The organism is Hydrogenothermus marinus (genome assembly GCF_003688665.1).
GTDB classification, from domain to species: Bacteria; Aquificota; Aquificia; order Aquificales; family Hydrogenothermaceae; genus Hydrogenothermus; species Hydrogenothermus marinus.
Map to the genome: position 1 here is coordinate 218,512 of NZ_REFO01000010.1, position 14,952 is coordinate 233,463.

The 14,952-nt window shown below is 27.3% G+C and carries 11 protein-coding genes; 8 read left to right on the top strand and 3 right to left on the bottom strand.

Going from position 1 to position 14,952, the window contains the following annotated elements; all coding sequences use genetic code 11:
• Positions 1-12 precede the first annotated feature (12 nt).
• Positions 13-411: a secondary thiamine-phosphate synthase enzyme YjbQ gene (locus CLV39_RS01565; RefSeq protein WP_121922472.1), complete on the bottom strand. Its 399-nt coding sequence runs from the start codon at positions 409-411 to the stop codon at positions 13-15.
• A gap of 87 nt (positions 412-498) precedes the next feature.
• Between CLV39_RS01565 and glgP the strand changes: the two genes are divergently transcribed.
• From glgP to glgB, 8 genes are read left to right on the top strand one after another with little or no spacing between them, the layout of a single operon-like run.
• Positions 499-2,625 carry an alpha-glucan family phosphorylase gene (gene glgP / locus CLV39_RS01570; protein WP_121922473.1) on the top strand — a complete coding sequence of 709 codons (2,127 nt, stop codon included), beginning with the start codon at positions 499-501 and terminating at the stop codon, positions 2,623-2,625.
• Between the two features lie 55 nt (positions 2,626-2,680).
• Positions 2,681-2,959: an isoamylase early set domain-containing protein gene (locus CLV39_RS01575; RefSeq protein WP_211325018.1), complete on the top strand. Its 279-nt coding sequence runs from the start codon at positions 2,681-2,683 to the stop codon at positions 2,957-2,959.
• Between the two features lie 15 nt (positions 2,960-2,974).
• Complete coding sequence (locus tag CLV39_RS01580) at positions 2,975-5,488, top strand: sugar phosphate nucleotidyltransferase (RefSeq protein WP_121922474.1); 2,514 nt, start codon at positions 2,975-2,977, stop codon at positions 5,486-5,488.
• On the top strand, positions 5,489-7,501 hold the full coding sequence (locus CLV39_RS01585) for a glycoside hydrolase family 57 protein (protein WP_121922475.1): 2,013 nt from the start codon (positions 5,489-5,491) through the stop codon (positions 7,499-7,501).
• Entirely contained in the window at positions 7,498-9,492 is a 1,995-nt protein-coding gene (locus CLV39_RS01590; protein WP_121922476.1) for an alpha-amylase/4-alpha-glucanotransferase domain-containing protein, read from the top strand. The genes CLV39_RS01585 and CLV39_RS01590 overlap by 4 nt, the downstream gene beginning before the upstream one ends.
• Positions 9,485-10,507 carry a galactose-1-phosphate uridylyltransferase gene (galT, locus tag CLV39_RS01595; RefSeq protein ID WP_121922477.1) on the top strand — a complete coding sequence of 341 codons (1,023 nt, stop codon included), beginning with the start codon at positions 9,485-9,487 and terminating at the stop codon, positions 10,505-10,507. The genes CLV39_RS01590 and galT overlap by 8 nt, the downstream gene beginning before the upstream one ends.
• Positions 10,497-11,963 (top strand): glycogen synthase GlgA, encoded by a 1,467-nt coding sequence (glgA, locus tag CLV39_RS01600; protein ID WP_121922478.1) that lies wholly within the window; start codon positions 10,497-10,499, stop codon positions 11,961-11,963. Before galT ends, glgA begins: the two co-directional genes overlap by 11 nt.
• Entirely contained in the window at positions 11,956-13,860 is a 1,905-nt protein-coding gene (gene glgB, locus CLV39_RS01605) for a 1,4-alpha-glucan branching protein GlgB (RefSeq protein WP_121922479.1), read from the top strand. The genes glgA and glgB overlap by 8 nt, the downstream gene beginning before the upstream one ends.
• Here glgB and CLV39_RS01610 read toward each other — a convergent pair.
• Complete coding sequence (locus CLV39_RS01610; protein WP_121922480.1) at positions 13,855-14,229, bottom strand: RidA family protein; 375 nt, start codon at positions 14,227-14,229, stop codon at positions 13,855-13,857. The genes glgB and CLV39_RS01610 overlap by 6 nt on opposite strands.
• Entirely contained in the window at positions 14,230-14,952 is a 723-nt protein-coding gene (gene hisA, locus CLV39_RS01615; protein ID WP_121922481.1) for a 1-(5-phosphoribosyl)-5-[(5-phosphoribosylamino)methylideneamino]imidazole-4-carboxamide isomerase, read from the bottom strand. It abuts the gene before it with no gap.

The following is a 14,952-nucleotide window of genomic DNA, read 5'->3' on the forward strand; positions in this document are numbered from 1 at the left end:
GCCTCCTTCTTTTTAATCTTTTATTATTTTTATATAAACCTTTCTTGTTCTTGGACCATCAAATTCAGCAAAAAATATCCCTTGCCAAGTTCCAAGTAATAATTTTCCATTTTCTATTGGCACAAAAGTATTTGTTCCTACAAGAATAGATTTTATATGGGCTGCAGCATTTCCTTCTATATGTTTATAGTCATCATTCCAAGGTACAAGTTTTTCAAGGGTTTGCTCTACATCCCATTTTACATCTGGATCTGCATTTTCATTTATAAATATCCCTGCAGTAGTATGAGGAACATATAGATAACATATTCCATCTTTTATTCTTATCTCATCTAAAACTTCTTGAACTTGATCTGTAATATCTACAAAATGAGTTCTTTTTTGAGTTATTACTTCTAAAATTTTAATCATTTTTACCCCTTTCTTTTTTATACTTTCATAAAATTTTAACAAAATTTTGATATAATCAGAGCTAATATAAAAAATTGGGGATGCAAAATGAATAAAGATCCTTCTGCAAATATTATAATACCATCTTTACCTGAAGAAATAAAAGGTTTAAGTGAAATTGCTCTAAATTTATGGTGGACATGGAATCCAAGAGGAGAAAATCTTTTTAGAATTTTAAATCCATATTTATGGAAAGAAAGTGAAAATAATCCTATTGCAGTATTAAAAAATTTACCTAAGGAATACTTAGAAAGTCTTACTAAAGATGAAAACTTTATGAAAGAGTATAAATATGTTTATGCTCTTTTTAAAGATTATATGAATGATACTAATATATATGCTAAAGAAAAACCTCTTCCAATTGCTTATTTTTGTGCAGAATTTGGATTACATCATACAATTCCTATATATTCAGGGGGACTTGGGATATTAGCAGGAGATATCTTAAAAGAATCTAGTGATATGAATATACCAATAGTTGGAATAGGATTTATGTATCCTCATGGATATGTAAAACAGGTAATAGGTTCAGATGGCTGGCAACATGGAACAAAAGAAGAGCTACAAAAAGATTTAGCTCCAATAGAAAGGGTTTTAGATAAAAATGGAAATCATTTTATAATTCAAGTGCCTTTTATTGATCCTCCTGTTTATGCGGCAATATGGAAAGTAAATGTAGGGAAGGTTTCTTTATATTTACTTGATACAGATATAGAACAAAATGATCCTTGGGATAGAGAAATTTCTTATAGACTTTATACACCTGATTTACAACAAAGATTAAGACAACAGATAGTTTTAGGAATTGGTGGTTATAAAGTTTTGAAAGAGCTTGGTATTGAGTATTCAATATTACACTTAAATGAAGGACATCCAGCTTTTGCTATATTTGAAAGAATTAGAAATTTTGTAGAAGATGAAAATTTAACATTAGATGAAGCTATAGAAAAGGTTAAAAGAAGTTCTATTTTTACAACTCATACACCTCTACAAGCAGCAACAGATGTATATAGTTTTGATATGATGAGCAAATATTTTCAAGATTATTGGCAACATTTAGGAATGACAAAAGAACAGTTTTTAAGTTTTGGAATAAATCCAGATGATCCTTCTGGTTTTAATATGACTGTTTTTGCCCTTAGAATGTGTAATTATAGAAATGCAGTAAGTAAAAAACATTGTGAAACTACAAAGAAAATATGGAAACATGTATTTGAAAAAGAAAATGAAAAAGATGTACCAGTTGATTATGTAACAAATGGAGTACATATACCTACTTGGCTTGATGAAGAGCTTTACGATATTTATGAAGAAATATTAGGAGATAGATGGCTAATACTTCAAGATAATCCTGATATATGGGAAAAGATTTTAGATATAGATGATAAAAAACTTTGGGAAATTAAATACAAAAACAAAGTAAGGATGATTAATTTTATAAGAGAGAAAGCAAGAAAGAAATGGGCAAATGAAGAAGCAGATCCATCTGTTATTATTGCTGAAGGGGTTATGCTTGATCCTGATATTTTAACAATTGGCTTTGCCAGAAGAATGACTTCATATAAAAGGCCAGATTTAATACTTTATGATTTAGAAAGATTAGAAAAGATAATAAACAATGAATCAAAGCCTGTTCAGATTATATTTGCAGGTAAAGCACATCCAGCAGATATTCCAGGTAAAAAGATCATCCAAAAAATATTTAAAATAGCTCAAGATCCTAAATTTAAAGGAAGAATAGTATTTATTGAAGATTATGGAAAATTAGTAGCAAGATATTTAGTAAAAGGTGTTGATTTATGGCTTAATACTCCAAAACCTCCTCTTGAAGCTTGTGGAACAAGTGGAATGAAAGCATCTATGAATGGAGTTTTACATTTATCATCTAATGATGGCTGGTGGGTAGAAGGATATAATGGTAAAAATGGTTGGGTTTTTGGACAAGAGCCTGCAGATGATTCAAAAGATGCAGAAGAACTTTACAACCTATTGGAAAATGAAGTTATACCTCTTTATTATGATAGAAATAGTGACGGTATTCCTTACAAATGGATAAGAAAAATGAAAGAAGCAATGATTTCAGTATCTCCAAGATTTAGTGCAAGAAGAATGATGAAAGATTATTTAGAAAAATTTTATATTCCAATTACAAAAGAAATAACTAAAAAAGATTAATATAGACAGCTTAAAGCTTAAAAGCTATATTTATTTTAAAAGGAGGGAAAAAAGTTTGGTAAAGATAGCTAAAAAAGGAAATAAAGCTTGGGTTACTTTTACTACTCCTGTTTTAGAATGCGAAAAAGTAGAGATAAAAGGAAGTTGGAATGACTGGCAACCGGAAGAAATGAAAAAAAAGAAAAATGGAGAATTTTATATTAGAAAATATTTACCAGCTAACCAAACATATGAGTTTGGTTATCTTATTGATGGTAATAAATGGATTTGGGACGATACAGTGGAAACTGTTTATAGTCCTTTTGGTAGTAAAAATTCTGTTTTAAAAATATAAGATAAAGGAAGGTTCATGTCAAATGTAAAAGCAGTTTTAATGGCTGGTGGTTTTGGTACAAGAATTCAACCTTTAACTGCATCTGTACCAAAACCAATGCTTCCAGTTGTAAATTTTCCAATGATGGAACATATACTAAAAAAGTTAAAAAGAACAGGAATTGATGAAGTTGTAATTTTACTATATTTCAAACCTGATGTGATAAAAAACTATTTCAAAGATGGTAGTAAATGGGGAGTAAAAATACATTATGTTTTACCTGATGATGATTATGGTACTGCAGGAGCAGTAAAGTTTGCACAAGAGTTTTTAGATACTACATTTATGGTTGTAAGTGGAGATTTAGTAACAGATTTTGATTTTAAAAAGATTATCTCTGAACATAGAAAGAAAAACTCAAAACTAAGTATTGCTTTAACCTCAGTTGAAAATCCTTTAGAGTTTGGAATTGTTATTACAGATGAAAATCAAAAAATAGAGAAATTTTTAGAAAAACCAAGTTGGGGTGAAGTTTTTAGCGATACCATAAATACAGGAATATATGTAATAGAACCTGAAATCTTAGATTTTATTCCATTAAAAGAAAATTTTGATTTTGCTAAAAATCTATTTCCACTACTTATGGAAAAAGGTATTGATTTATATGGAATAAATATGGAAGGCTACTGGAGAGATGTTGGAAATCCAGATAGTTATAGAGAAGTCCATCAAGATATTTTAAATGAAAGATTAAATTTTGAAATTCCAGGAAAGGTTGTAGAATATCCTGATGGAAAACTTTATTTAACTGGAGATAGTCAAATAGATAACTCTGTAGAGATTGTTGGAAATGTAGTAATTGGGAATAATGTAAAACTTGGAAAAGGTGTAAAACTTAATAATGTGGTAATAGGTGATAATGTAGAAATAGGAGAAAATGGAAAAATAAGAAATTCTGTTTTATGGCATGATATAAAAATAGGTAAAAACTTTATTTTAGATAATGGGGTTATATGTGAAAATAATGAAATAGGAGATAATGTTGAAGCAAAAGCAGGATTAATACTTGCAAGAAATTGTAAAATTGGAGATTTAGTAAAAATAGAGCAAGATGTTACTATATGGCCAGATAAAAAGATAGACCCAGCTTCAATAGTAAATAATAATATTGTATTTGGAGATAGATATAAAAGCTCTATTTTTGAACATGGTAGTGTCGTAGGTAAAAGTAATATTGAATTTAGTTGTGATATGGCAACAAAATTAGCAGAAGCTTTTGCTACTGTTTTACCTGTTGGAGCAAAAATAGCTACTGCAAGAGATAAAGATAAAAGTGCTAGAATGCTTAAAAGATCATTCTTAGGAGGTCTTTTATCTTCTGGTATAAATGTTGTTGATTTAGGAGGAGTTCCTATCTCTGTATTAAGACATGAGATTTATACAAACCCAGAGATTGTAGGTGGGGTTTATTTTAAACAAAGTTCTGTTGATCCATTTTCAACAGAGGCAACCTTTTTTAATGAGCATGGACTTAGAATAAGTACAAATACTGCTAAAGCAGTAGAAAAAGCATTCTTCAAAGAGAAATTTAGAAGAGTTGATTATTATCAAATAGGAAAAATTTATGAAAATGATTATGCAGTAGAAATAGAAAAATATAAAAATGCGGTTAAAGAAACAGTAGATTTTAAAATCATCACAAGTGAAAATTTTAGAATTGCAGTTGATATGATGCATGGAATTTTAGGAGAAGTATTTCCTGAAATACTAACTGAGTTAGAAATAGAACATATTACATTAAATAGTTATTATGATGAAAGAAAACTATTTAACTTGCCTCATTTAGAGAATATTTCTAAAAAAGATATGTCAAATATAGTTAAATCCTTAGGGCTAAAAGCTGGTTTTATGCTTTATCCAAATGGAGAGAAAATCCTAATAATTACAGAAGAAGGAGAAGTACTTGATAAAATCAAAGGTTTACTTGTTGTTTTAAATCTTGTTGATATACATGCAAAAAATCTAAATACTAAACTAAAAGTATTTTTACCTGTGTGGGCGCCAGATATTGTTAAGTTTGAAAATTTAGAAATAACTTATGGTAAATATACAGATTTTAAACTTGAAGATCTTCAAAAATACTATTTAGTTGCAACTGTAGAAGGTAGTTTTGCATTTACAGAGTTTGTACCATATAGAGATACTATGTATGCAACATTAAAAATATTAGAATTTTTAAACAGATATAAATTAAGTTTAGCTGAAATTTCTAAAAATATAGTTAAATTCTTTTATAAACATTGCGAAATTCCTTGCCCTCAAATAAAAAAAGGGAAAATAATGAAAAAATTTATACAAGAAGCAAAAGGAAAAAAACATTCCTTAGTTGATGGAGTGAAAATATGGGAGAATGATACTGATTGGATACTTTTAATTCCAGATCAGTATGGGGAATTTTTACATTTATATATGCAAGCAAAGAATGAAGAAATAGGAAATAAATTACATAAAAAATATGAAGAAAAGATAAAAAACTGGATGGAAAACTAAATGTTAACCCTTAATTTTATATGGCATATGCATCAACCAAGCTACTTAAATGAAGATGGAATAATGCATATGCCATGGGTTTTTCTACATTCTATAAAAGATTATTTTGATATGCCTTTTTTAGTGTCTAAATTTGAAAATATAAAAGCTACTTTTAATTTAACACCTACTTTAATAGAGCAAATTCTATTATATGAAGAATATAAAACAGAAAAGGATAAATTTTTAATCTTATTAAAAAAAGATACAAAAGATTTAACTAAAGAAGAAAAAAATTTTATTATAAAAATATGTAAAAGCTCACCATATAAAACAATGGTAGAGCCTTATGAAAGATATAAAGAACTGTATCAAAAAGATATTTTAAATAATAAAGAGTTACTTGATTTAGAAGTTATATATTTACTGTCTTGGACTGGAAATTATCTAAAAGAAAACTCTGAAGTTGTAAAAGAACTGCTAAAAAAAGGAAAAAATTTTACATCTGAAGATAAAAATAGCCTAATTGAAGAGTTAATAAATTTTATTCCAAAAATTTTACCTTTTTATAAAAAACTTCAAGAAGAAGGAAAAATATCTATATCTACAACCCCTTATTTCCATCCAATACTTCCACTTTTAATAGATATAAATGTTGCAAAAGAAGCAGATAAAAATATTAAACTACCAAAAAATCCGGAAAGCTTGAAAGAGGATGCAATATTACATATTAAAAAAGCAAAAAAACTATATGAAGAAATTTTTGGTATAAAACCAAATGGATTTTGGCCAGCAGAAGGAGCAGTAGATGAAAAAAGTATATTCTTATATATTGATGAAGATATTAAATGGATAGCTACAGATGAGGCTATTCTTTTTAAATCTTTAAAAGATAACAATAGAAAAAATCTATATAAACTATATAACCATAAAGGTATAAAAATAGTTTTTAGAGACCATAATTTAAGTGATTTAATAGGTTTTGTCTATAAATTTTGGGATTTTGAAAAGGCAGTAAACGATTTTATAACTCATTTAAAAAATATTAATAACAATTTTGAAAATTCTATTGTATCTGTAATATTAGATGGTGAAAACCCTTGGGAATACTACAAAAATAATGGAAAAGATTTTTTAAATAAACTATATGAAGAAATATCTTCTTTAGATTTTTGTAAAACAAAAACAATGGATGAGATACTAAGTACAGAACCTAAAAATTTAGAGAATATAAAACCTGGATCATGGATATATGGGAATTTTAATACCTGGATAGGAGATGAAGAAAAAAATAAAGCTTGGGAGCTTATATTTCAAACAAAAAGAGATTTTAAACATCATTTAAATGAATTAAATGAAGATACTATAAAACAGATAGAAGAAGAATTTTTGAAATCAGAATGTAGTGATTGGTTTTGGTGGTATGGAAAAGGACATTTTACAAAATTTAATTTAGAATTTGATTTTCTTTTTAGAAACCATCTTATTAAAATTTATAAATTAATAGGCTTACCTGTTCCATCTAATCTCTATATACCAATTGCAAAATCTAAAAATATAGAATCTTTTGTGATGGAGCCAAAATCATATATATCACCAGTTATAGATGGTAAAGAAACTTCTTTTTTTGAATGGCTTGATAGTGGACTTATAGATGAAGAAAAAGCTTATACAACAATGCAAAAACAAAAAAACATTATTAGTAAAATCTACTGGGGAGAAGATGAAGAAAATATATATTTAAGACTTGATGGAGATATAAAAAAATTAAAAGGCTCAAAAATCAATATATTCTTAAGAGAAAAAAACCTATTTTCATTAAATACAGATAAAAATGTATATGAAGATGATTGTATTAAGATGGCAATAAATGAGATTGTAGAAATAGCTATAAAGAAAAAATGTATAAATCAACAGCTTGTTTATTTTAGGATAGAGATTCAAAAAGATAATAATATTTTACAAGTTCTACCTGGAATAACTGAACTAAAAATTAATTTAAATGAAGATTTTAAAAGGTGTTGGTTTGTATGAAAACTTTACTTTTATTTGGTGTTCATATGCACCAACCTGTAGATAACTTAAAAGAAGCTATAGATAATGCCATAGAAAAATGTTATGCACCATTTTTTGAAGTATTAAAAGATTATCCAGAATTTAAGTTCTCTTTACATTGTAGTGGATGGCTTTTTGAAAAAATAAAATATGAATATTCTACAGTTTTTGAAAATATAAAGTATTTAATTAATAAAGGTAGTATTGAGATATTTGGAGGAGGATATTACGAGCCGATTTTAAGCTCAATTCCAAAAGAAGATAGAATTAATCAGTTAAAAAAATTAAATTCATTTTTAAAAAAAGAGTTTAATCAAGAACCAAAAGGTATTTGGCTTACAGAGAGAGTATGGGAAAGTGGGATAATATCAGATTTGAAAGAAACTGGTTTTGATTATTGTATGGTAGATGATTACCATTTTATAAATGTTGGATTTGATGAAAAAGATTTAAATGGTTATTACCTAACAGAAGAAGGTGGAGAAATCATAGGACTTTTTCCAATATCAAAAAGACTTAGATATGATATTCCATTTAAAGAAGTTGATATAGCTATAAAAAGTATAAAAAGTAGAAAAGAAGTAGCAATAATATTTGATGATTTAGAAAAGTTTGGATTATGGCCAAATACTTATGGATGGGTTTATGAAAAAGGTTGGCTAAAACAGTTTATAGAAAAAATCTTAGAAAATAAAGAAATTATACCAATCCATTATAATGAATATTTTAATCAGTATAAACCAAAAGGATTAGCTTATATCCCTAATGTTTCTTATTATGAAATGGGAGAATGGAGCTTAAATACAGAAGAAGCTATAGAAATAAAAAAGTTAAAAAAACAGCTTGGAGAAGATATAGCAATAAAGTTTTTAAAAAGTGGTTTATGGAAAAACTTTTTTGTTAAATATGAAGAATCAAATAGAATTCATAAAAGAATGTTAGAATGTTCTAAAAATAAACTAAAAGATGAAAAATATCTAGATTATCTATATAAATCTCAATGTAATGATGTTCTTTGGCATGGAGTATTTGGTGGTTTATATCTTCCAAATTTAAGAGATAATGCATATAGATACATTATAGAATGTGAAAATTTAAGATATAAAAATAAAAATATAATTGAGATTAATGATAATGATTTAGATGGATTTGAAGAAGTAAAGATAATTACAGAAAACTTAATAGCTCGTTTTTACTCAAAATATGGTGGACAGCTTATAGAACTTGATGATAGAAAAAGTTGTTTTAATTTCCAAAACACCTTAACAAGAAGAAAAGAAGCTTATCATGAAGAACTAATAAATAATAATCAAAACAAAAAAGACAAAAAAGTAGTAACAATCCATGAAATACATCCAACTATTGATGAAAAAACAAAAAATGAGATAGTTTATGACTGGTATATAAAAAATTCCTTTATAGACCATATTAGTGATAACTCTTTTAATTTAGAAAATTTTAAAAAATGTAGTTTTAAAGAACTTGGAGATTTTACAAATCAACCATTTCAGCTAAAAAAAGAAGGCAATACAATAAAATTTAAAAGGATTGGTGGGATATATCAGGACAAAACCTATCCTACAACAATAGAAAAAAGATATATTACTGAAAAAAATAAAATAGATTTTAATATTAAAGTAGATACTGAAAGTATAAATAAATATTTATATATCCTTGAGTTTAATTTCCATTTTGCAAATTTAGAAAATATTTTTATAAATAACAAAAATTCTCTTAACGATTTGGAAATAAATAATATAAAACAGATAGAGATTTTAGATTTATACACCAAAAATAAGATTTTAATTTCTACAGATAATAGTTTTTCATTTTATTCAACATTAATAAAAACCCTTTCTCAAAATGAAAAAGGAGTTGATTTTATTATTCAAGGAGTAAGTTTTGCCTTAATCTTTTCCTTAGAAAAACAATTAAATATAAATGGGAGTTTAAGCATAGAAAATGTCTGAAATAAGATATGATTTAATAAATGATGAATATGTAATAATAGCACCTGAAAGATTAAGAAAACCAGATAGTTTTAAAGAAAAAAAAGAGATAAAAGAAATTTCCATAAAAGATTGTCCATTTTGTCCTGGAAATGAACATCTAACACCAAATGAGATTTACTCTTTAAGAGATGGGAATAAATGGAAAGTAAGAGTTGTTCCAAACTTATATAAAGCTTTAAAAATTGAAGCACCTTTAATATCAACCCAGATTGGAATCTTTGAAAAAATAGAAGGATTTGGAGCCCATGAAGTTATTATAGATACACCAAGACATCTTTTTAAAATGAATGATTTTACATTAGAAGAGTATTATAACTGGCTTTATGTAATAAGAGAAAGAGCAGTAGATTTAAAAAAAGATACAAGATTGATATATTTAGTTTTTTTCAAAAACCAAGGAAAATTAGCAGGAGCAAGTCAAAGCCATCCACATACACAGCTTATAGCTCTTCCAATAGTTCCTAAAAGCTCTTTATGGATATTAAAAAGAGCATTTAATTATTACAAAGAACATGGAAGAACTATTTTTGAAGATATAATTACAAATGAAGAGTTTGAAAATAAAAGAGTAATAATATCAACAGATTTTTTTATAGCTTTTGCACCATTTGCAAGTAGTTTTCCATTTGAGATAATGATAATTCCAAAAAAACAAAAATCATCTATAATTGATTTAGATAATCAAGATTTAAAAGAGTTATCTAATATCCTAAAAAAAGTAATAGATGCCCTTTATGAAGAACTTGGAGATTTTGATTTTAATATATCTTTTGGAAATCCACCAATAAATAAAAATTTTGAGATAGAAGAGTTTTTTGAAGATATAAAATATTTTTGGAGATTTTATATAAGGATAATGCCAAGAATTTACAGATTAGCAGGATTTGAGCTATCAACAAATATGAAAATAAATCCTGTATTACCTGAAAAAGTAGCAACCTTATTAAGAGGAGTTATGGAAAATGGGATTTAATATACTATTTACAATATCAGAAGTTGCATCTTTTGCAAAAACTGGAGGATTAGCAGATTTTGGAGAGGCTTTACCAAAAGCATTAAAAAAGTTAGGACACAATATAATTGTTGTAATGCCAAGATATTATGAAATAGATAGAAAGAATTTAGAGCATATTCCTGGCCCATTATCTGTGCCTATGGGTAAAATGGGAGAATTATATGCAGGAGTTTATAAAAGTTATATTCCAGATTCAGATGTTGAAATATACTTTATAGATTATGAACTATTTTTTGGAAGAAAAAATCTATATACAAATGAAAATGGATACTCATATGGAGATAATGACAAAAGATTTATATTTTTTTCTAAAGCAAGTATGGAACTTTGTAAAAAAATAGGATTTAAACCAGATATATTACATGCAAACGATTGGCATACAGCGGCAATACCTATTTTAAAAAATACAAGATATAAAAATGAAGATATTTTTAAAGATTCTAAATCTGTTTTAACAATACATAATCTGCAACATCAAGGAATTTTTCCAAAAGAAGATATGGAAATATTAGAAATAGGATGGGAGCATTTTAATCCTTATGAGATGGAAGCCCTTGGAGCTATTAATATATTAAAAGGCGGAATTTATCATGCAGATGCAATAACAACTGTAAGTAAAAAATATGCCCAAGAAATTCAAACAAAAGAGTATGGATTTGGATTAGATGACCATATTAAAGCTCATAGTTATAAGCTTTATGGAATATTAAACGGAGTTGATTATACAAAATGGAACCCAAAGATAGATAAATATATAGTTAAAAATTATGATATAGATAACATGGATGGCAAAAAAGAATGTAAAAAAGATTTACAGAAAATATTTAATCTTCCAGAAAGGAATGATATTCCTTTAATTGGATTTATAGGAAGATTAGTAGAACAAAAAGGGATAGGATTAATAGCAGGAGCTATTGATAAACTTTTAGAATTAGATGCTCAGTATGTAATTCTTGGAACAGGAGAGAAATGGGCAGAACATTTTTTCAGCGAAATATCTTCAAAATATCCAAAAAAATTTGGATGCTATATAGGATATAACAACCAGTTAGCCCATAAAATAGAAGCAGGAAGTGATTTATTTTTAATGCCTTCATTATTTGAACCTTGTGGCTTAAATCAGATTTACTCTTTAAGATATGGAACTATTCCTATAGTTAGAGCAACTGGAGGTCTTGATGATACTATAGAAAATTTTAATCCAATTACAAAAGAAGGAACAGGTTTTAAATTTTGGGATGCAACACCAGAAGCTTTATATAACACAGTAAAATGGGCAGTAGATACTTGGAAAAATGATAAAGATGCTATAAAAAAAATGCAAGAAAGAGGAATGAGGAAAAGATTTAGTTGGGAAAACTCAGCTAAGAAATATGAAAAAGTTTATAAAAAAATAAGAGGTATAGATGCATAAAATCTATTACGATATATCAAGGTTTACAGATTTTGATATATATCTTTTTAAAGAAGGAACCCATAGAAAACTTTATGAAAAGTTTGGTGCTCATTTTATGGAAAGAGAAGGTAAAAAAGGAGTTTATTTTAGTGTATGGGCACCAAATGCAGAAAAAGTAAGTGTTATTGGGGATTTTAATAATTATGATGATAAAGTACATCCATTAAAGAAAAGAGAAGATGGAAGTGGAATATGGGAAGGATTTATTGAAGGCGTTCAAGAAGGATTAACATATAAATACAAAATATACTCAAAACATAATGGAATAGTAAATGAAAAAAGTGATCCTTATGGATTTTTCTTTGAAAAACCACCAAAATCAGCAACTATTACCTATGATATAAAAGGATACCAATGGAAAGATAAAGATTGGATGGAAAATAGAATAGAAAAAAATAATCATTTAGCACCAATCAATATTTATGAAGTTCATTTAGGTTCATGGAAAAGAAAATTAAACAATCAGTATTTAACATATACAGAATTAGCTGAAGAGCTTGTTAAGTATGTAAAAGAAATGGGTTATACTCATATTGAATTAATGCCAATTACAGAATATCCATTTGATGGTTCTTGGGGTTATCAAACTGTTGGATATTTTGCACCAACTTCTAGGTTTGGTACGCCAAAAGAGTTTATGCAGTTTGTAGATATTATGCACCAAAATGATATAGGAGTTATTATAGACTGGGTTCCTTCTCATTTTGCAGTAGATGGACATGGACTTATAAATTTTGATGGAACGCCTCTTTATGAGCATCCAGATCCAAGAATGGCTTATCATCCAGAATGGGGAAGTGCAATATTTGATTATGGAAAAAATGAAGTTAGAGCATTTTTAATATCAAGTGCAATGTTTTGGTTTGAAAAATATCATATAGATGGAATTAGAGTTGATGCAGTAGCATCAATGCTTTACCTTGATTATGCAAGAAAAGAAGGAGAATGGATACCAAACAAATATGGAGGAAATGAAAATTTAGAAGCAATAGAGTTTTTAAAACAGCTAAATAAAGCAGTTTATGAAGAATTTACTGATATTATGACTATTGCAGAAGAATCTACTGCATTTCCAATGGTATCAAAGCCTGTATATTTAGGAGGTCTTGGATTTGGTTTTAAATGGAATATGGGATGGATGCATGATACTTTAAATTATATGAAAGTTGATCCTTTATTTAGGCAGTATCACCATCATCAATTAACTTTTAGTTTTGTGTATATGTACAATGAAAATTATATACTTCCTTTAAGTCATGATGAAGTTGTTCATATGAAAGGTTCTCTTATAAATAAAATGCCCGGTGATTATGACCAAAAATTTTCAAATTTAAGAGCTTTATTTGCATACATGACTGCATTTCCAGGAAAAAAATTATTATTTATGGGTGGAGAAATTGCCCAGTGGAAAGAATGGAATTATAAAGAAAGTCTTGACTGGAATTTATTAGATTACCCAAAACATAGAGGAGTTCAAAATTTAGTAAAACAACTAAATAATCTTTATAAAAATGAAAAAGCATTACATCAGTATGATTGTGAAGCAAAAGGTTTTGAATGGATAGATGAACTTGATTATAAAAGTAATGTAATTAGCTTTATTAGAAAAAGTGATAATGATTTTATTATTATTGTTTGTAATTTTTCTGGTATTACAAGAGAAAATTATAGAATAGGTGTTCCAGAAGAAGGCATTTATAAAGAGATATTTAATTCTCAGTATAAAGAGTTTGGTGGATTAGATATAAAAAATGAAAAACCAATAAAATCTAAAAAAGTTGAATGCCATGGAAGAAAAAACTCTATCAGTTTAACCCTTCCACCTTTATCAGTAATATATTTAAAAAAATTATAAGCCTGCTATAGCTTCTATCTCTACTAAAGCACCCTTAGGTAGATTTGAAACTTCTATGGTAGCTCTTGCAGGTTTATGCTCTGTAAAATATTTTCCATAAACTTCATTTAAAGCAGGAAAATCATTTATATTTTTTAGATAGATAGTAGTTTTTATTACATGATTTAAAGATAATCCTGCTTCTTCTAAAATTGCTTTAATATTTTCCATAATCCTTTCAGTTTGCTTTTTTATATCACCTTCTATCAATCCTTGAGTTTTAGGATCTATTGCTATCTGACCTGAGATAAAAATTAAATTTTCATACTTTATAGCTTGTGAATAAGGACCTATAGCTTTTGGAGCTTTATCTGTATTTATCATCTGCATTTAATCTACCTCTTCTAAATTTATCTTTCCTTCATAAAGAGCTTTTCCAACTACTACACCATAAATTCCAACATCTTTTATTTCATAAAGTTTTTTTACATCTTCTAAACTTGAAACACCACCTGATGCAATTACAGGTTTATTAAGATTTTCTGCAAGATATTTTGTACCTTCAATATTTGGACCAACTAAAGCACCATCTCTATTTACATCTGTGTATAAATATCCCCATATAGGAAAATTTTCAAACATTTTTGCAAAATCTAAAGGAGTAAAATCTGTTTTTTCAAGCCATCCTTTTATTGCTACTTTACCATCTTTTGCATCTATTCCAAGAATTACTTTTTCAGGAAAATCATTTACAATTTTTTCAAATAGCTCTTTATCTTGGTAAGCTAAACTTCCTATTACAACTCTTTCAACACCTATTTCTATCATAGTTTTAACTGCTTCATAAGTTCTAAGACCACCACCAAACTCTATAGGTATTGAAACATTTTTTACTATCTGCTCAACAATCTTATAATTTTTTGGAATTCCTTCAAACGCCCCATCAAGATCAACTATATGTAAATGTTTTGCTCCTTTTTCTTCCCATATTTTTGCCATATCTATAGGATTATCTGCATAAACTTTAACTGCATTTGGATCACCTTTAAAAAGTCTTACTGCTTTTCCATCTTTTATATCTACTGCAGGAATTATAAAATCTTTTAAACTCAA